Origin of the sequence: Microbacterium oleivorans (assembly GCF_013389665.1) — a bacterium.
GTDB classification, from domain to species: Bacteria; Actinomycetota; Actinomycetes; order Actinomycetales; family Microbacteriaceae; genus Microbacterium; species Microbacterium oleivorans_C.
Genome location: NZ_CP058316.1, coordinates 3,133,237 through 3,150,549 on the forward strand (window position 1 = coordinate 3,133,237; position 17,313 = coordinate 3,150,549).

Sequence of the window (17,313 nt, forward strand, 5' to 3'; positions counted from 1 at the left end):
GCACCGAACGAGGCAGGATGAAGCGCATGTCCCGACGACCCGACGCGGAGATCGCGGTGCGCTGTGATGACCTCTCGATCGCGCGGACCGGTGACGCGGAGCGCGTCGTCGAAGGGGTGACCTTCACCGTCCGTGCGGGCGAGGCGCTGGCCGTGATGGGGGCGACCGGCTCGGGCAAGTCCACCCTGCTCTCGGTTCTGGCCGGCACCGCTCCCGCCGATGTGGGCGTCGTCGGCGGCTCGGCCGAGGTCGCGGGGATCTCCGCACGCAAGGGCGGGCGCTCGCGACGTATGCTCACTTACTTCGCCGGTCACATGCCGCAGGCGGCGGGGGCGGCGTTGCCGGCGCGGCTGACGGTCGCGGAGGTGATCGCCGAGCCGATCACGTCCCGCGATCGCCGCGTGAGCCAGCGGGCGCTGTCGCTCCGGGTCGCGTCGCTGCTCGACGAGCTCCACCTCCCCTTGGGGGCCGCATCGCAGTATCCGTACGAGTTGAGCGCGGGGATGCGTCAACGCGTCGCGCTCGCACGGGCGCTCGTGCTCGATCCGAAGGTGTTCGTCGGCGACGACCCGTACGCGAACCTCGACATCGAGGTGAGGATCGCCGCGCGCGAGGCTCTGCTGACCCGACGCGACGACACCGGCATGGCGATCGTGATCGCCACCAACGACGCCGCGACCGCGGCCGAGCTGGATGCCGCTGCGCTGGTTCTGCACGCGGGGCGCCCGGTGGGTTACGGTCCGACCGCGGCCGAGCTGGCGTGGACTCCCGACGGGCGCACCCGCGCGTCCTGATCGGCGGTCGAAGCCACGTGGTGTCGTGAGCACCCCCGGAGCTTTGCTAATATAGACGGGTTGCCCAGCGCGAGCGGGTGACTGATCCTCGGTAGCTCAATTGGCAGAGCAATCGGCTGTTAACCGATAGGTTCTTGGTTCGAGTCCAAGCCGGGGAGCGAGAGACCTGCGTCATCTAGCGCAGCTCTCACCTAAGGCCCGGGCTTCCACCCCGGGCCTTTCCTTTTGCCCGGCCCGCGCGCTCAGCCGAAGACGTGCAGACCGAGGTCGGCGCTGAGGATCTCGCTCGCGATGCGCCCGCGCACGCTCGTGCCCTGGTCGTCCAGTGGGGGGCTCATCACAGCGGCGCCAAGGGTTCCGGGCACCGACAGCACGAGCGCTCCCGACACGCTCGACTTCGCCGGAACGCCGACGGAGCGCATCCAACGCCCCGATCCGTCGTAGACGCCGCACGTGGCCATCACCGCGACGACATCGCGGGCGACCTCGGCCGAGACCACGCGTTCGCCGGAGACGGGGTTGACGCCGCCCAACGCGAGGGTGGCTCCCATCACCGCGAGGATCTCGACATCGACGATGACCGCGCAGGCGCTCGCGTAGACCGCGACGGCATCATCGGCCGATACCGACAGTGCGCCCTCGGCCCGCATGAGGTGCGCGAGGGCGTGATTGCGGTCGCCGAGCAGATGCTCGCTGTGGGCGACGTCATGGTCGACCTCCAGCTCTCGACCGGCGAAGCGGGAGAGCCCTGCGAGCAGCCGCGCCGACCGTTCGCGCGGATCGTCGCCGTCGACGAGGGCGCAGGTCAGGATCGCCCCGGCGTTGACCATGGGGTTCGGCGGTCGGCCGGTGTCGCTTTCGAGCTTGAGCGCGTCGAACGCCTCACCGGTCGGTTCGATGCCGACGCGGTCCAGGGCGGCGCCATCGGTGTCGGCCAGCGCCAGGGCGAAGAGGAACGGCTTGACCGCCGACTGGATGCCGAAGGTCCGGCGGCCGTCCGCGCTCGATCGCACCGTGCCATCGGGGAGCGCGAGCGCGATGCCGAACGCGTCCGGATCGGCGTCGGCGAGCTGCGGGATGCTCGACGACCGCTCGCCCCCGCGCTCGGGCATCACGCGCTCGCGGAGCGCGTCGAGGTCGTAGTCGTGTGCCTCGCGCCCTTGTGGCATGCGCTCAGGCGTCCAGGTCGTCGACGCCGGGCAGCCAGGTGTTGCCGGGACGTCCCCAGCCCCGCTTGCGCGCGATCTTCTGGACGGTCTTCCAGTCGCCGTCGTCGAGACGGTCGACGTACAGCACCCCGTCGAGGTGATCGAACTCGTGCTGCATGATCCGGGCTCGCCATCCGGCGACGCGGATCTCGACGGGGGAGCCGTTCGTATCGATGCCGGTCACGAGCACCTCGTCGGAGCGGCGCAGGGGGAAGCGCTCGCCGGGGAAGGACAGACAACCCTCCGACTCCTCGTCGGGATCCGGGGCGCCCGGCTCGAGCGGACGCATCCAGAGCTGGGGGTTGATGATCTCGCCACGCCAGTCGTTGCCGTCGTCGTCCTGGTACGAGTAGACGTAGATGCGCAGGCCGACCCCGACCTGGGGGGCGGCCAAGCCGACGCCCGGCGCGGTGTCCATGGTCTCGTACATGTCGCGGACGAGCTGTCGGATCTCATCCGTGATCTCGTCGACGGGGGCGGCGGGCGCGTGCAGCACGGGGTCGCCCATGATGCGAATCGGAAGAACGGGCACGTTTCGAGCCTAATCGAGCGAGGTTCGACGTTAGGGTCGAGAGGTGATTCCGTTCGTCGCGTCCCTCGATGAGGTCACCGATCAGCTCATCGGCGTCTTTCGCGAGCCCCGGATCCTCATCGGCATCCCGCTGGCGCTCCTCGGTGCCGTGTTCATGTCGTTCGGCGCGCTCTACCAGCACCGGGGGGTGCAGAAGGTCGAGCGCCTCACCAATTCGTCGGGCAGCTCCGGGCTGAGCGGTGCGCAGCTGTTCAGTCTGCTGAAGAGACCCTCGTGGGTGGTCGGGACCGTGATGCTCGGTCTCGCGATCGTGTGCCAGCTCGCCGCGCTCGCCTTCGCACCCCTGATCCTCGTGCAGCCGTTGGGCGCCGTCTCCCTCGTCATCACGACACTGCTCAATGCCCGCATCACCGGGGTCAAGCCCACCGGACGCTCCGTTCGCTCGATCGTCGCGTGCATCGGCGGCATCCTCTCCTTCGTGACCATCGCCGCACTCGTGGCGACCGAGGAGCCCATCGACCAGACGCAGCTGATCACGATCCTCGGTCTCCTCGGGGGCGTGCTGCTGATCTCGGCGGCCGTGTGGCTGCTCGTGCGCAAGCGCGCCAAGCCGCTGTTCTACATCGCCGCCTCGGGCATCATCTACGGCTTCGTCGCGACGCTCGCGAAGGTCGTCATCTCGCGCATCCAGGCGGGGGACTTCGAGTGGCTCACGCTGCTGTGCCTCGTCGGTCTGATCGCCGCAACCGGCATCGGCGCCTACTTCGTGCAGACGGCCTACTCGGTGGGTCCGCCCGACCTGGTGATCGCCGGGCTGACCGTCATCGACCCCATCGTCGCCGTCGTCATCGGCATCGTGATCCTTCAGGAGGCGTCCACCGCGCCGTGGCCGGCGTTCGTCGGATTCGCCCTGGCCGGAGCGATCGCCGTCTACGGTGTCTCGTCGCTCGCGCGTAATCATCCGCAGGTCGTCCTCGACAGCCAACAGCTGCCGATACCGCGAGGAAGCAGGGGTCGTCCGATCGACGACTGATCGCGCGGACGCGCGGGGCGTTGCCCGCGCGATAGGCTCGAATCCTCAGGGGGCGGTGGCCAAGCTGGTCAAGGCAGCGGGCTCATAACCCGACGATCGTGGGTTCAAGTCCCACCCGCCCTACAAGCCCTCGGCTCAGGTTCCCCCCTGATCCGGGGCTTTTTTTGTACCCTCAGGAGGCGCGGAAACCGAGCTCTGCCCACACTTTGCCCACATCTATGGCGGCCGTGGCGCGGGCGTCGAGCTTCGTCGCGACGTCGTCGAGGTCCTCGTCGAACAGATCCGCGAACGTGTCGAGCGTCATCGCTGCGGACTTGTGCCCGAGCATGCGCTGGATGACCTTCACGTTCGCGCCGGACGAGACGGCGAGGGATGCAGCGGTGTGGCGGAGGTCGTGCGGTGTCATGCGCTCGAGGCCGGCGACGCGTAGGCCGGTGAGGAACCAGGACTTCGACGTGTGCGGCTGCCGGACGTAGTTCGCGCCGTCCGCGAAGACGGTGTCGTCGGGTCCCTTGCCGGTGCATAGCGCTGCGAGCGCGACGTCGAGGAACTGCGGGAAGGCGACGGTGCGGCGCTCCCAGTTCTTCGGCTCACCCTCGTGGAAGATCCCGTCGATCTCGACGACCGGCCGGCGGACGTGCAGTCGGCGGCGAAGCATGTTCAGGTCTCGGAATCGGAGCCCGGCGGCCTCGCTCCACCGGATGCCGGTGTACGCGAGCAGCACGACGAGGGTGGATCGCATCGGGTCGGCGATCGCTGCGGCCAGGCGCATGACCTCGGCGTCGGTGAGGTAGCGGCGGGCCTTCGCGCTGGACTTCTTCGGCAGGTTGCCGGTCCCTCGGGCGGGGTTCGTGTGGATACGCCCGTCACGCTTCGCGTCGTCGAGGATGCCGGCGAGCACGCCCACGGCGCGCAGGACGCTCGACGCCGACTGGGGACGACCGTTCGCGCGTCCACCGAGGCGCGCGGCCGGCGCCGTGCCCGTCGTGAGCTGCGTGATCCACGCCTCGACGTCGGACGGCTTCACGTCGACCACGGAGACACGGCCCCACTTCGGTTCCACCTACACCCGCCATGACAGATGCACGGGCTTCAGCGTCGAGGGCTTGAGCCCGGACTTCTTCGACAGCCACGTCGGCCCGAGCTCGCCGACGGTGGTCTTCCCTCTGCTCGGGTCCACGTAGAGACCGCTGGTCTTCGAGACGGTCACGGACGCCAGGAACAGCTCGGCGTCGCGCTTCGTCTTGAAGCCGCGCTTGTCCGTCTGCTGCTTGTCCGGCTTCCGGTAGCGGACCCTGTACCAGGAGCCCTGCGCCGTCTCGTACTTCGTGATCGAGCCGGCCATCAGGCGATGTCCTCGCGGTGTGTCCACATGTCTGCGCCCATCTTCGGCTGCACGTAGACGGTGTCGCCGAGCCGCGCGAGCACGCTCTGGAAGGCGACGACGATGCTGCGCATGACTCCGAGGTCGACGGCGATCGCACCGGGGTGGCCTGCGTGATCGGGATCGCTGATCTCACGGCCAACCGGCTCGGGCGATACGCTCATCGCATGGGGGCACCGGAGCGCCAAAACGAACGCGACAGCGCGCTGAGGCGCTTGGACATCATCTACGCAGAGTTACGAGCTCTCGTTCAGCCGAGCGGGACCCTCAACGATGCGCCCTTCGCCCGCCGTGAGCAATTGGAACGCGAGGCTGCGGTTCTGCGCAAGCGATGGGATCTCCGAGATCCGAGAGACATCCCTAGCGACCCGCCGGGCCCCGTCACGAGGTTCCTGCGCCGGCAGTGGGCGTATTACGCTGGCCCGTTTTTCCCGATGGCTGTGATGCTCGCCATCGTCTGGGTCCCGCTGGGGGTGTTGTGGCTCATCGGTGCGATCCGTGATCCCGAGGTGATGCGCGTCACCCTCGCCGTCGGCGGCCTAGGGCTCGGCGGGGCATGGGGCGTCACGGTGGTCGGTGCGATCGCTTATCGGCGCAGACACGCGCGCCAGGCTGGCGAATCTGGGTCACGCACTGATTCGGGTGAGTCTTGATCGGGACCGGGGAGGACGACTTCGACATCGGCCGGATAGTGCTCGCGATCGCTGGACTGAGGCTGATTCGCTCCGATCCTAAGCCGCCCGGGCGACCGCGGTCGAACGATCGCTGACCTCTGACTCCCTGCGCCGCGGCCACCCTCGAGGGTCAGGCGCATTAACCGATGACGGCGCATCGCGTGCTGCATCGGATCGGCGCCGCAGCGTGACCACACGTGCCCACATTTTGCCCACACTTACCCCCCCCTCGCGTTGTATCACTTCGCACCAGTCCGACCCTTAAGAACCGCGTGATTCCGCGGTTCCGAGGAAGCGTCGCCGCGGTGGGGAGAGTTCAAGTCCCACCCGCCCTACACCGCGGGGCGCCGGGCGGGTGGGACGGTCCACGTCCACCCGTCCGGCACCTGCCGATCCGATCCGGTCAGGGATGGCTGATCGACGGATCCTGCGGGAAGCCGGTGTTGTCGTCGGCGTCGCCACTGTCCGCGCCGGCTCGCGCGGCGTCGACCTTGACTTCGTCGCTCACGGCGTCGGTCGGGGCGCCGTTATCGGCGTGGGCATCGTCGGCGTCGCGGTGGTTGGGGGTGCTGCTGTCGTTCATGTCTATTCCTTTCGTCTACTCCAGGGTCGCCGCAGGAGAGGCGGCACGGAACCGGCTTGACACCCGCGCGGGAGGCCCGGCATCCCGGTGTTGTGAATCCTCAGGGTGATGGGCGATAATCGACGCGACAACCGAAAACACCGCCGCATCCGGTCTCAGGTCGTAGGGGAAGACGTACCTGACGAAACGGAGAAGTCATGGCGACACCACAGGCGCGTGGAGTGATCTTCATCCACTCCGCGCCACGCGCGTTGTGCCCGCACCTCGAGTGGGCGGCAGGACGTGCGCTCGGGCGCGCGGTGAATTTCGATTGGGATGACCAGCCGGTGCTCGATGGCAGCCGTCGAGCCGAGTTCTACTGGGAGGGACCGGCCGGTACGGGCGCAGCACTCGCGACGGCGATCCGCGGCTGGGAGCACCTCCGCTTCGAGGTCTCGGAGGATCCGACGCCGCGCACCGACGGCGGGCGGTGGATGCACACGCCGAGCCTCGGCATCCACTACGCCCAGACGGACGCCTCGGGCAACGTCGTCATCGGCGAGGATCGCATCCGCTACGCCATGGAGATCGCCGCGGGCGACGTGTACGAGCTGCAGCGCGAGCTCGACGTCGCCCTCGGCGTCGCGTGGGACGAGGAGCTCGAGCCCTTCCGTCACGCGGGCGACGATGTCGCCGTCGTCTGGCTGCACAAAGTGGGCTGACCCGCCGATCAGACCTCAGTCGTCCCGTGCGCCCGTACCGGGCCCCGGTGCCGCAACCCCGGGGAACGGGAGCGCGTGCGGGTCGGCTGACCGCAGGAAGAACAGAACCCCCGGAGAGCGATCCCCGGGGGTTCGTTCGCGCGAGCGTGTCAGGCCGAGCGGAAGGCGACGACGGCGTTGTGGCCGCCGAACCCGAACGAATTGCTGATCGCGAGCAGGTCTCCCGAGCCGAGCGGCTGCGTATCGCCCGACACGCGGAACGGCACGGCGGGATCCTGCTCGGTGATGTTGATCGTGGGCGGAGCGATGCGCTCGCGCAGCGCGAAGATGGTGAAGATGGCTTCCAGCGCTCCCGTGCCGCCGAGCAGGTGGCCGGTGGAGGCTTTCGTCGCCGAGACGGGGATCTCGTCGACGCGGGCGCCGAACACGCTGCGCAGTGCCGTGTACTCGTTGGGGTCCCCGACCGGGGTCGACGTGGCGTGCGCATTGATGTGGGCGACGTCGTCGGGCGAGGCGTCGGCCTGCTCGAGCGCGGCCCGGACGGCCCGCGACGCGCCGATTCCCTCGGGGTCGTTGGCGGTGATGTGATACGAGTCCGCCGTCACACCGCCGCCGACCGCGTACGCGTAGATCTTCGCGCCGCGTGCCTTGGCGTGTTCTTCTGTCTCGAGGATGAGGACGCCCGCGCCCTCGCCCATCACGAAGCCGTCACGGTCGACGCTCGTCGGACGCGAAGCGGTCGCCGGGTCGTCGTTCCGGCGCGACAACGCCTGCATCGACGAGAACGACGCCATCGTGATCGGATGGATCGCCGACTCGGTGCCGCCCGCGATCACCACGTCGGCCAGACCGTCCTGCAGATGCTCGATCGCGTTCACGATCGACTCCGTGCTCGATGCGCACGCGCTCGCCACGGTGCGCGCGAACGCCCGGGCCTCGAAGTGCAGCGAGAGGTTGCCGGCTGCGGCGTTGGGCATGAGCATGGGGACCGTCATCGGCAGGACGCGACGCGGCCCCTTCTCGCGCAGCGTGTCCCACGCGTCGAGGAGCGTCCACACGCCGCCGATGCCGGTCGCGAAGTCGACACCCAGACGCTCGGGGTCGACGTCCGGGCTGCCGGCGTCGGCCCATGCCTCCATCGCCGCGACCATCGCGAACTGCGATGCGGGGTCCAGGCGCTTGGCGACCGGGCGCTCGAGGATGCTGTCGGGTCGCACGATGGCCTCGGCGGCGAACGTGACGGGGATCTGGTACTTCTCGACCCATTCGTGCTCGAGGGTGCGCGCGCCGGACCGACCGGCGAGCAGGCCTTCCCAGCTCTCGGGAGCGGTGCCGCCCAGGGGGGAGGACGCTCCGATTCCGGTGACGACGATACGCGGGGTACTCATGGGTCTCCTCGATGGAACCCCGGCGGGGGCGTGCGCCCCCGCCGGTGCGGGTTACGCCTGGTTGGACGTGATGTAGGTGACGGCGTCGCCGACGGTCTTGAGGTTCTTGACCTCTTCGTCGGGGATGGTGACGCTGAACTTCTCCTCGGCGTTGACGACGATCGTCATCATCGAGATCGAGTCGATGTCGAGGTCGTCGGTGAAGGACTTCTCCAGCGCGACCTCGTCGGCCGAGATGCCGGTCTCGTCGGTGATGAGCTCAGCGAGTCCGGCGAGGACCTCGTCGTTGCTGAATGCCATGGGGATTCTCCTTGTTATCTCTGGTCGGACCCGGACGCGGGCCGCTGTTCAGTCTAGGTGCGGGGTCGCCGCGGATCAGGGAAGGACGACGACCTGCGCGCCGAAGACGAGCCCCGCGCCGAAGCCGATCTGCAGGGCCAGGCCACCGCTGAGCTCGGGCTGCTCCTCGAGGAGCCGGTGCGTGGCGAGGGGGATGGAGGCCGCCGAGGTGTTGCCGGTCGTCTCGATGTCGCGACCGATCGCGACCGACTCGGGTAGACCGAGCTGCTTGGCGAACTCATCGATGATGCGCATGTTCGCCTGGTGCGGGATGAAGGCAGCGAGGTCGGAGGCCTGGATGCCGGCCTCCTCGATGGCGCGGCGGGCGACCTTGACCATCTCCCAGACCGCCCAGCGGAAGACCGTGGGCCCTTCCTGGCGCAGCGTCGGCCAGGGAGCGAGGCCGTCGCGGAAGTCGACGAGCGTGTGGTTCATCCCGACGGCGTCGGCCTTCGACCCGTCGGAGCCCCACACGGTGGGCCCGATGCCCGGTATGTCACTCGGGCCGACGATGACGGCGCCCGCGCCGTCACCCAGGAGGAACGAGATCGTGCGATCGGTGGGATCGACGATGTCGCTGAGCTTCTCCGCGCCGACGACGGCGACGTACCGCGCGGCACCGGCTCGCACGAGGGCGTCCGCCTGGGTCACGCCGTACGAGAAGCCCGCGCACGCCGCATTGACGTCGTAGGCGGCGGCCGGGTTCGCCCCCACGCGGTCGGCGACGATCGCCGACACCGACGGCGTCTGCTTGGGGTTCGAGATCGTCGAGACGATGACGGCGTCGACCTGGTCGGCGGGCACCCCGCTGCGCCGGATCGCTTCGGCGACGGCGTCGGCGGCGAGGTCGATGACGGTGGTGTCCTTGTCGGCTCGCACCCTCGTGACGATGCCGGTGCGCTGGCGGATCCATTCGTCGCTCGAGTCGATCGGGCCGACGAGGTCGTCGTTGGGCACCGCGTTCTCGCCGCGCGCCGCGCCGTAGGCGTAGATGCGGGTGTGCGCGGGGCCGGTGGCCTGACGAAGGGTGGGGGTCATGCGGCACCTCCGGAGATGAGAGCGGATGCGGCGACGAGGTCGTCGGGGGTCTTGACGGCGACCGAGGGGATGCCGCGGAGCGCGCGCTTGGCGAGTCCCACCAGGGTGCCGGCCGGGGCCAGCTCGATGATGCCCGTCACGCCGCGCTCGGCGAACGAGCCCATGCACAGATCCCAGCGCACGGGGGAGGCGACCTGCGCGACGAGCCGGTCGAGAGCGTCGCGGCCGTCGGCGACGACGGCCCCGTCGCGGTTCGACCAGAGGGTCAGCGCGGCATCCCGAGCGGGCACGGCGGCGGCGGCGACGTCGAGCGCTTCGACGGCGGGGGCCATGTAACGCGTGTGGAAGGCTCCCGCCACCTGCAGCGGAACGACCCGGGTCGCTCGGACCGGTTCGGCGGCGAGGGCGGCGAGGGCGTCCAGGGCGCCGGCGGCGACGATCTGTCCACCTCCGTTGTAGTTGGCCGGGGTGAGGTCGAGCTCGGTCAGCCGGGCGACGACGGCATCCTGGTCGCCGCCGAGGACGGCGCTCATGCCGGTCTGCTCGCCCGTGGCGGCATCCGCCATCGCGCGACCGCGCAGACCCACCAGACGTATGGCGTCGTCGGCGTCGATGACACCTGCCGCCGTCAGCGCCGCGATCTCTCCGACCGAGTGGCCCGCCACGCCCGTGGGTCGGGAGCCGTCGCGGGTGAGGGCGTCGTACGAGAGCAGGCTCGCGGCGACGATGAGGGGCTGTGCGACGGCCGTGTCGCGGATGCGATCGGCGTCCCACTCGGTGCCGGCGGCGACGAGGTCGACCTCAGCGAGCTCCGAGTATCGCTCGAGGCGCTCGCGCGCGCCGTCCAGTTCGAGCCATGGTGCGAGGAACCCGGGGGACTGCGAGCCCTGACCGGGGAACACGGCGATGATCACGCTTCCATCCTTCCAACTTCGGAGATCCAATCGCTGGCGACAGGCTCACAACAATCTGGTGAACCTTTGTGTCGACCGCACAGACGATCGGGTGAGAGGCGCCCGCGCGTCTCGCGCAGCGCCGTGGTCAGGCGCGCCGCCCCGCGGGCGGTCGTCGTCGCGTGAGGTCGTTGCCGATCGACCCGAGGATCAATGCCGTCTGCAGGATGAGAGCCTCCCGCGGACCGGTCGCGTCCCATCCGATGACGTCCGACACGCGCTTGAGGCGGTACCGCACCGTGTTGGGGTGCACGAACAGCTCACGCGCCGTCGCCTCCAGGGAGCGGCCGTTGTCGAGGTAGCTCCAGAGGGTCGCGACGAGGTCGGGGGAGTGCGCCAGCAGCGGCCGGTAGATGCGTTCGACCAGGGTCGCCTTCGCGACCGGATCTCCCGCGAGCGCCCGCTCGGGCAGGAGGTCGTCGGCCTCGGCCGGGCGCGGTGCGTGCCGCCACGCGCCCGCGACGGCGAAACCGGCCAGCGCGGCGCGCGCACTCTGGCTCGCGTCCACGAGAGCGGGGACGGTGGGACCGAGCACGAGGTGCCCGGCGCCGAATCCGGGCTCGAGGCGTGAGGCGATCTCGACGAAGGTCAGCTCCGGCACCGGCTCCACGCGTCCCGGGAGCTCGGCGCGGCCGATGACCAGCACCAGACGCAGCCCCTGGACTCCGATCAGGACGTCGACGCCCATCTTCCGGGCGGCGCGACGCAGCTGGTCGACGTCGAACTGGGGCGGTGTGGTGCCCACCAGGACGGCGACGGCACCATGGCCATGCCAGCCCAGCGCCGCGATCCGACTCGGGAGCTCCTCGTCGGTCTCGCCCGTGAGGATCGAGTCGACGACGAGAGCCTCGAGGCGTGCATCCCACAGGCCGCGCGCCTCGGCGGCCCGCGCATAGACGTCGGCGGCTGCGAACGCGACATCCCGGGAGTACTTCAGGATCGCCTCGCGGATGGCGTCGTCGCGGCCGGCGACGCGCTCCTCGGTGACTTCGACCGTCACCCGCACGAGCTGCAGGGTCTGCGTCAGGCTCACGCTCCGCAGCAACTCGCGCGGTGCCGCCGCGAAGATGTCGGCCGCGATGCGAGGCGTCGACGAGGGGTCCTCGAACCACTGGATGAAGGAGGTGATGCCCGCCTGCGCGACCAGTCCCACAGAGGACCGGCGCGCAGGCGGCATCTCGGCATACCAGGGCAGGGTCTCCTCGAGGCGATTGATCGTGGCTGTCGCCAGATCTCCCGAGATCCGGCGGAGCCACGTGAGCGTCTCCGCCTTGGACCGTGCGTCGGCCACCGACCGGGTCAGCTTTCTCCGCCCGCGTTACCGCTGGTGCCGGCGGTCACGTCGTGCAGCCGGTAGCGCTCGATCGCCTGCGCCGAGAGCCCGCGGTCGATGACGCCGTCGTCGGCCAGGGCCTGGAGCGTGCGTACCACGATCGACGGTCCGTCGATCTTGAAGAAGCGGCGAGCGGCAGGACGGGTGTCGGAGAAGCCGAAGCCCTCGGCACCGAGCGTGGCGAAGCGACGGGGGACCCAGGGCCGGATCTGGTCCTGGACCGCGTGCATGAAGTCGCTCACCGCGACGACGGGGCCCTCGGAGTCGCTCAGCTTCTGCGTCACGAACGCCGTGCGGGGCTCGTCGGTCGGGTGCAGGAAGTTGTGCTCATCGGCGGCCAGGCCGTCGCGACGCAGCTCGGTCCAGCTGGTGACGGACCAGACGTCGGCGACCACGCCCCAGTCGTCCTTGAGCAGCTTCTGCGCCTCGTATGCCCACGGCACACCGACACCGGACGCGAGCAGCTGGGCGCGGGGACCGTCGCCCTCGCCCACACTCACCCGGTGGATGCCGCGCACGATGCCGTCGACGTCGACATCCTCGGGCTCCTTCGGCTGTACCAGCGGCTCGTTGTAGAGCGTGATGTAGTACATGACGTTGGGGTCGGGGTGATCGCCGCCGTACATCCGCTCGAGGCCCGAGCGGACGATGTGTGCGATCTCGTAGCCGTAGGCCGGGTCGTACGACACGGTCGCCGGATTGGTCGACGCCAGCAGGTGCGAGTGTCCGTCGGCGTGCTGGAGGCCCTCACCGGTCAGCGTGGTGCGACCGGCCGTAGCGCCCATGATGAACCCGCGAGCCATCTGGTCGCCGGCTGCCCACTGCGCATCACCGGTGCGCTGGAAGCCGAACATCGAGTAGAAGACGTACACCGGGATCAGCGGCTCGCCGTGGGTGGCGTAGGAGGTTCCGACCGCGGTGAAGGCCGCGAGCGCGCCCGCCTCGTTGATGCCGACGTGCAGGATCTGCCCCTGCGGGCTCTCCTTGTAGGCCAGAAGCAGCTCGCGGTCGACCGAGGTGTAGTTCTGGCCGTGCGGGTTGTAGATCTTCGCCGTCGGGAAGTAGGCGTCCATGCCGAACGTGCGCGCCTCGTCGGGGATGATCGGCACGATGCGGTGGCCGAAGTCCTTCGCGCGCAGCAGATCCTTGAGGAGTCGCACGAACGCCATGGTGGTGGCGATCTCCTGCGTGCCCGAGCCCTTCTTCGGCAGCGCGTACGACTCGTCGCCCGGAAGCGTGAGCGGCGCGTGCGTCTTGCGGCGCTGCGGCAGGAACCCGCCGAGCTCACGGCGACGGTCGAGCATGTAGCGGATCGTCTCGTCCTCGGCACCCGGGTGGTAGTAGGGCGGGAGGTACGGGTTCTCTTCGAGCTGCGCGTCGGTGATCGGGATGCGCATCGAGTCGCGGAAGTGCTTGAGGTTCTCGAGCGTCATCTTCTTCATCTGGTGGGTCGCGTTGCGGCCCTCGAAGTGGTGACCGAGACCGTAGCCCTTGATGGTCTTCGCGAGGATGACCGTGGGCTGACCCTTGTGCTGCATGGCCTGCTGGTATGCGGCGTAGACCTTCTGGTAGTCCAGCCCGCCGCGGCGGAGCTTGCCCCAGATGTCGTCGTCCGACCAGTCCTTCACCAGAGCGGCGGTGCGCTCGTCGCGGCCGAAGAAGTGCTCGCGGATGAATCCGCCGTCCTCGGCGCGGTAGGTCTGGAAGTCGCCGTCGGGAGTGGTGTTCATCAGGCGGACCAGGGCGCCGTCGTCGTCCTGCGAGAGCAGCTCGTCCCAGCCGCGGCCCCAGACGACCTTGATGACGTTCCAGCCGGCGCCGCGGAAGTAGGCCTCGAGCTCCTGCACGATCTTGCCGTTGCCCCGCACCGGGCCGTCGAGACGCTGCAGGTTGCAGTTGATCACGAACGTGAGGTTGTCGAGTCCCTCGTTGGCTGCGACCTGCAGCTGACCGCGGCTCTCGACCTCGTCCATCTCGCCGTCGCCGAGGAAGGCCCAGACGTGCGAGTCGGAGAGGTCCTTGATGCCCCGGTTGGTGAGGTACTTGTTGTTCATCGCCTGGTAGATGGCGTTGATCGGGCCGAGGCCCATCGAGACCGTCGGGAACTGCCAGTAGTCGGGCATCAGACGGGGGTGCGGGTAGGACGGGATGCCGTTCTCACCCTGCGAGGCCTCCTGACGGAAGCCGTCGAGCTGTGCCTCGCTCAGACGTCCCTCGAGGAAGGAGCGAGCGTAGATGCCGGGGGAAGCGTGCCCCTGGATGAAGATCTGGTCGCCGCCGGACTCGTGGTCGGGGCCGCGGAAGAAGTGGTTGAAGCCGACTTCGTAGAGCGAGGCCGACGAGGCGTAGGTCGAGATGTGTCCGCCGACCCCGATGCCGGGTCGCTGTGCACGGTGCACCGTCACGGCAGCGTTCCATCGGATCCACCGACGGTAGCGGCGCTCGAGCTCCTCGTCGCCGGGGAACTCCGGCTCGTTCTCGGGCGCGATGGTGTTGATGTAGTCCGTCACCGGCACCTGCGGGACGTTCAGCTGCAGCTCGTGCGAGGCCTGGAGCAGGCTCAGCATGATCTCGCGACCACGACCGGAGCCCTTCGCGTCGACCAGCTGACGCAGCGACTCCTGCCATTCCCCCGTCTCTTCCGGATCGCTGTCCAGGGCGTCCTGGGAGTAGGGGTCTTGATCGTTGACAGTCACGGGCGACCTTTCTCGTATGGCAGATCGTGCCAGGTAATCACCACGGGCAGGGCGCGGGCGTTGTCGGGCGCGCACAAGCACCGCAGGACAGCCTACTCACGCTCGCGGGGGTCGGCGCTCTCGTAGACTGAGACGAGGGGCCCATAGCTCAGTTGGTTAGAGCACCTCGTTTACACCGAGGGAGTCGGGAGTTCGAGTCTCTCTGGGCCCACATGAAAGCCACCCCCGCAGACCAGCTGCTGCTTCTGGATCTCGTCCGGCTCGACGCGCAGTCCCGTGGTGCGGAGGCGGCCAAGCGCAATCCCGCACAGGCGGCCCGTGTGCAGGAACTCCTGGCGCATCGACAGGCGCTCTCGGTCGAGCTGACCGGTCTGCTGGGCACGCGCGACGACATCGAGGCCGAGCTGGCCCGCATCGCATCGGACGTCGCCGTCGTCGATGCCCGCGCGGCACGCGACGCCCAACGTCTGGGTGCGACCTCGAGCGCGAAGGACGCGCAGGGTCTCGAGCACGAGATCGCGTCGCTGGCCCGCCGCAAGAGCGAGCTCGAAGACGGGCAGCTCGCCGCGATGGAGCGGCTCGAGGCCGCGGAGGCGGCGGTCGCCGCCCAGCAGGCGCTCATCGCCGAGGTCAACGCCGAGGGCGGGCGCCTGAGCGCCGAGGGCAAGGCCGCCGTGGCCGAGGCGCAGTCGCGCCTCGATGCGGCCACCCGTGATCGCGCCGCCGTCGCTGCGCGGGTCCCCGCCGACCTGCTGTCGCGCTACGAGACCCTCGCCGAGCGCACCCCGGGTGCAGGGCTGCTGACCCGACGCACCTGCGGCGGCTGCCACATGGAGCTCTCGGGCAGCGACCTCAAGGTCATCGGGCAGGCGGCCGATGACGACGTCGTGACGTGCCCCGAGTGCGGGTGCATCCTCGTCCGCACCGACGAGTCGGGGCTGTGACCAGACCATGACCGCGCCGCGCGCCGGCTGGCGTGCGGTCGGACGCCGCGGCGACGGCACGGTCGAGGTCGCCACGCTCGACGCCTCGGGCTCCGAGATCGGGCGCCGGACCATTCCGGCGGCCGCGCTGCTCGCCGAGTTCGCCGCCGAGCCCGATGCGCGGTGGGTGTGGTCCGACGCGACGACGTGGTACGCCCCCGCATTGGTCGCCGGGGTGCGGGTCTCGCGGTGCCACGACCTGCGACTGTGCCACGCGATCCTCCGCGACAGCATCCTCGTCCCGGATCGGTCGGAGCTGCGCTCGGCGACCGAATGGGACGGACTCCCCGCGGACGCGACGACGGGCCGGGACGCCCTGTTCGACCTCGAGCCACCCGCCGATGCCATTCCCGATGGTCTCGACGCCGTGCTGGCGGAATTCTCGCGACAGCTCCGTGCGATCGGATCATCGCCCGACGCCGGTCGTCTCCGGCTCCTGACGGCCGCCGAGTCGGCGGGGGCACTCGTCGCCGTCGAGATGCACGCCGCCGGAGTGCCGTGGAGCCGCGATATCCACGACGCGATCCTGACCGAGGCGCTCGGTCCCCGGCCGCGCGCCGGCGAGCTTCCCGAACGGGTGCGCCGGCTCGCGGATCAGGTGCGCGCCGCGCTCGGAGATCCCGGCGCGAGTCTGGACTCGCACCCCCGGCTCCTGCGGTCCCTGCACCGGGCCGGCCTGCTCGTGGAGTCGACCAGCAAGTGGGAGCTCATGCGTCACGAGCATCCCGTCGTCGAGCCGCTGCTGGCGTACAAGCGAGCCGTGCGGCTGCTGACCGCGAACGGATGGGCCTGGATGGACGAGTGGATCCCCGGCGACAGGTTCCGCCCCGTCTACGTCCCCGGCGGGGTGGTCACGGGGCGATGGGCCTCATCGGGCGGCGGGGCGCTGCAGCTGCCGCGGATGCTGCGACCGGCGGTCCGTGCCGACCCGGGCTGGAAGCTCGTCGTCGCCGACGTCGCGCAGCTCGAGCCCCGCATCCTCGCGGCCATGTCGGGCGACACCGCCCTCGCGGGCGCCGCGCGGGGCCGGGATCTGTACGAGGGGATCGTCGAGCGGGGCGCCGTCGCGACCCGTTCGGAGGCGAAGATGGCGATGCTCGGAGCGATGTACGGCGCGACGACGGGTGACAGCGGCCGGCTCGTGCCGTCGCTGCGCCGCGCCTACCCGCGGGCGATGGCCGTCGTCGACGAAGCGGCACGGGTCGGCGAGCAGGGCGGCGTCGTCCGGACCCTGCTCGGACGGACCAGCCCGCCGCCGTCCGCGGCGTGGCTCGAGCTGCAGGCCGATGCCGCCGAGTCGGATGCCTCCGACGCGCTGCGGTCGGCGGCGAGGTCGCGCGGGAGGGACGTCGGGCGCCTCACGCGCAACTTCGTGGTCCAGGGCACGGCGGCGGAGTGGGCGCTCGCCTGGCTCGCCGACCTGCGCCTGCGCCTGGCCTCGTTCCCCGCGCGGGGGCCCCATCCGATCACCGACCGTGCGCACCTGGCGTTCTTCCTGCACGACGAGATCATCGTCCACACCCCCGTCGATCACGCGCAGGCCGCAGCGGATGCCGTCCGCGAGGCGGCGCGGTCGGCGGGCGAGCTGCTGTTCGGGTCCTTTCCGCTCGACTTCCGTCTCGACGTGCGCATCGCGGACTCCGCCGACAAGGCGTGACCGAGGTCCGCCGGGTT

At 69.9% G+C, this 17,313-nt stretch carries 18 protein-coding genes and 3 tRNA genes; 9 read left to right on the top strand and 12 right to left on the bottom strand.

All coding sequences use genetic code 11. The features are described 5' to 3' along the window. Nucleotides 1-26 precede the first annotated feature (26 nt). Both HW566_RS14885 and HW566_RS14890 read left to right on the top strand, forming a co-directional pair. Entirely contained in the window at nt 27-794 is a 768-nt protein-coding gene (locus HW566_RS14885) for an ATP-binding cassette domain-containing protein (protein WP_178014182.1), read from the top strand. An 85-nt stretch (nt 795-879) separates the two neighbouring features. Beyond that, nucleotides 880-952: transfer RNA gene (locus HW566_RS14890), tRNA-Asn, on the top strand. A gap of 84 nt (nt 953-1,036) precedes the next feature. On the opposite strand, the gene glsA is transcribed toward HW566_RS14890, so the two are convergent. Further along, nucleotides 1,037-1,963 carry a glutaminase A gene (glsA, locus tag HW566_RS14895; protein ID WP_178014184.1) on the bottom strand — a complete coding sequence of 309 codons (927 nt, stop codon included), beginning with the start codon at nt 1,961-1,963 and terminating at the stop codon, nt 1,037-1,039. Between the two features lie 4 nt (nt 1,964-1,967). After that, a complete protein-coding gene (gene def, locus HW566_RS14900; protein ID WP_178014186.1) occupies nt 1,968-2,534 on the bottom strand; it encodes a peptide deformylase in 567 nt (188 codons plus the stop codon). Nucleotides 2,535-2,577: 43 nt separating this feature from the next. Between def and HW566_RS14905 the strand changes: the two genes are divergently transcribed. Both HW566_RS14905 and HW566_RS14910 read left to right on the top strand, forming a co-directional pair. Further along, nucleotides 2,578-3,567 (top strand): DMT family transporter, encoded by a 990-nt coding sequence (locus HW566_RS14905; protein ID WP_178014188.1) that lies wholly within the window; start codon nt 2,578-2,580, stop codon nt 3,565-3,567. Between the two features lie 49 nt (nt 3,568-3,616). Further along, nucleotides 3,617-3,690: transfer RNA gene (locus tag HW566_RS14910), tRNA-Ile, on the top strand. A gap of 49 nt (nt 3,691-3,739) precedes the next feature. Here HW566_RS14910 and HW566_RS14915 read toward each other — a convergent pair. Genes HW566_RS14915 through HW566_RS14920 form a run of 3 tightly spaced genes read right to left on the bottom strand, consistent with a single transcriptional unit; the run spans nt 3,740 to nt 5,115 of the window. Further along, a complete protein-coding gene (locus tag HW566_RS14915) occupies nt 3,740-4,630 on the bottom strand; it encodes a tyrosine-type recombinase/integrase (protein ID WP_256728754.1) in 891 nt (296 codons plus the stop codon). After that, on the bottom strand, nt 4,631-4,912 hold the full coding sequence (locus HW566_RS16160; protein WP_256728755.1) for an Arm DNA-binding domain-containing protein: 282 nt from the start codon (nt 4,910-4,912) through the stop codon (nt 4,631-4,633). Continuing rightward, nucleotides 4,912-5,115, bottom strand: a complete 204-nt coding sequence (locus HW566_RS14920; protein WP_178014190.1) for a hypothetical protein — start codon at nt 5,113-5,115, stop codon at nt 4,912-4,914. Before HW566_RS14920 ends, HW566_RS16160 begins: the two co-directional genes overlap by 1 nt. Before the next feature lie 3 nt (nt 5,116-5,118). Here HW566_RS14920 and HW566_RS14925 point away from each other — a divergent pair, with 3 nt between their 5' ends. After that, nucleotides 5,119-5,604, top strand: coding sequence for a hypothetical protein (locus HW566_RS14925; protein WP_178014192.1), 486 nt, complete (start codon nt 5,119-5,121; stop codon nt 5,602-5,604). A 424-nt stretch (nt 5,605-6,028) separates the two neighbouring features. Here the strand turns inward: HW566_RS14925 and HW566_RS14930 are convergent, their stop codons facing one another. Further along, complete coding sequence (locus HW566_RS14930) at nt 6,029-6,208, bottom strand: hypothetical protein (RefSeq protein ID WP_178014194.1); 180 nt, start codon at nt 6,206-6,208, stop codon at nt 6,029-6,031. 197 nt (nt 6,209-6,405) lie between these two features. On the opposite strand from HW566_RS14930, the gene HW566_RS14935 reads away from it, so the two are divergent. Beyond that, the gene (locus HW566_RS14935) at nt 6,406-6,909 is read left to right on the top strand and encodes a DUF3145 domain-containing protein (protein ID WP_178014196.1); all 504 of its coding nucleotides are present in this window, start codon (nt 6,406-6,408) and stop codon (nt 6,907-6,909) included. Between the two features lie 149 nt (nt 6,910-7,058). Here the strand turns inward: HW566_RS14935 and HW566_RS14940 are convergent, their stop codons facing one another. The 6 genes from HW566_RS14940 to aceE form a co-directional block, all read right to left on the bottom strand. Beyond that, complete coding sequence (locus HW566_RS14940) at nt 7,059-8,297, bottom strand: beta-ketoacyl-[acyl-carrier-protein] synthase family protein (RefSeq protein WP_178014198.1); 1,239 nt, start codon at nt 8,295-8,297, stop codon at nt 7,059-7,061. A gap of 51 nt (nt 8,298-8,348) precedes the next feature. Further along, a complete protein-coding gene (locus tag HW566_RS14945) occupies nt 8,349-8,597 on the bottom strand; it encodes an acyl carrier protein (RefSeq protein WP_091499275.1) in 249 nt (82 codons plus the stop codon). 75 nt (nt 8,598-8,672) lie between these two features. After that, nucleotides 8,673-9,674, bottom strand: coding sequence for a beta-ketoacyl-ACP synthase III (locus HW566_RS14950; protein ID WP_178014200.1), 1,002 nt, complete (start codon nt 9,672-9,674; stop codon nt 8,673-8,675). After that, nucleotides 9,671-10,588 carry an ACP S-malonyltransferase gene (locus tag HW566_RS14955; protein WP_178014202.1) on the bottom strand — a complete coding sequence of 306 codons (918 nt, stop codon included), beginning with the start codon at nt 10,586-10,588 and terminating at the stop codon, nt 9,671-9,673. Before HW566_RS14955 ends, HW566_RS14950 begins: the two co-directional genes overlap by 4 nt. Nucleotides 10,589-10,715: 127 nt before the next feature. After that, a complete protein-coding gene (locus tag HW566_RS14960; protein WP_178014204.1) occupies nt 10,716-11,918 on the bottom strand; it encodes a PucR family transcriptional regulator in 1,203 nt (400 codons plus the stop codon). 8 nt (nt 11,919-11,926) lie between these two features. Then, nucleotides 11,927-14,656 carry a pyruvate dehydrogenase (acetyl-transferring), homodimeric type gene (aceE, locus tag HW566_RS14965; RefSeq protein WP_178014206.1) on the bottom strand — a complete coding sequence of 910 codons (2,730 nt, stop codon included), beginning with the start codon at nt 14,654-14,656 and terminating at the stop codon, nt 11,927-11,929. A gap of 137 nt (nt 14,657-14,793) precedes the next feature. Between aceE and HW566_RS14970 the strand changes: the two genes are divergently transcribed. From HW566_RS14970 to HW566_RS14980, 3 genes are all read left to right on the top strand, one after another. Next, nucleotides 14,794-14,867, top strand: a tRNA-Val gene (locus HW566_RS14970). 1 nt (nt 14,868) lies between these two features. Continuing rightward, nucleotides 14,869-15,600 carry a zinc ribbon domain-containing protein gene (locus HW566_RS14975; RefSeq protein ID WP_178014208.1) on the top strand — a complete coding sequence of 244 codons (732 nt, stop codon included), beginning with the start codon at nt 14,869-14,871 and terminating at the stop codon, nt 15,598-15,600. Nucleotides 15,601-15,607: 7 nt separating this feature from the next. Beyond that, on the top strand, nt 15,608-17,296 hold the full coding sequence (locus tag HW566_RS14980) for a bifunctional 3'-5' exonuclease/DNA polymerase (protein ID WP_178014210.1): 1,689 nt from the start codon (nt 15,608-15,610) through the stop codon (nt 17,294-17,296). Nucleotides 17,297-17,313: the final 17 nt, after the last annotated feature.

Coding starts and splice junctions, on each gene's coding strand:
- HW566_RS14885 (WP_178014182.1), top strand. CDS start 27: ATGTCCCGACGACCCGACGCGGAGATCGCGGTGCGCTGTGATGACCTC.
- glsA (WP_178014184.1), bottom strand. CDS start 1,963: ATGCCACAAGGGCGCGAGGCACACGACTACGACCTCGACGCGCTCCGC.
- HW566_RS16160 (WP_256728755.1), bottom strand. CDS start 4,912: ATGGCCGGCTCGATCACGAAGTACGAGACGGCGCAGGGCTCCTGGTAC.
- HW566_RS14920 (WP_178014190.1), bottom strand. CDS start 5,115: ATGAGCGTATCGCCCGAGCCGGTTGGCCGTGAGATCAGCGATCCCGAT.
- HW566_RS14925 (WP_178014192.1), top strand. CDS start 5,119: ATGGGGGCACCGGAGCGCCAAAACGAACGCGACAGCGCGCTGAGGCGC.
- HW566_RS14930 (WP_178014194.1), bottom strand. CDS start 6,208: ATGAACGACAGCAGCACCCCCAACCACCGCGACGCCGACGATGCCCAC.
- HW566_RS14935 (WP_178014196.1), top strand. CDS start 6,406: ATGGCGACACCACAGGCGCGTGGAGTGATCTTCATCCACTCCGCGCCA.
- HW566_RS14940 (WP_178014198.1), bottom strand. CDS start 8,297: ATGAGTACCCCGCGTATCGTCGTCACCGGAATCGGAGCGTCCTCCCCC.
- HW566_RS14945 (WP_091499275.1), bottom strand. CDS start 8,597: ATGGCATTCAGCAACGACGAGGTCCTCGCCGGACTCGCTGAGCTCATC.
- HW566_RS14950 (WP_178014200.1), bottom strand. CDS start 9,674: ATGACCCCCACCCTTCGTCAGGCCACCGGCCCCGCGCACACCCGCATC.
- HW566_RS14975 (WP_178014208.1), top strand. CDS start 14,869: ATGAAAGCCACCCCCGCAGACCAGCTGCTGCTTCTGGATCTCGTCCGG.
- HW566_RS14980 (WP_178014210.1), top strand. CDS start 15,608: ATGACCGCGCCGCGCGCCGGCTGGCGTGCGGTCGGACGCCGCGGCGAC.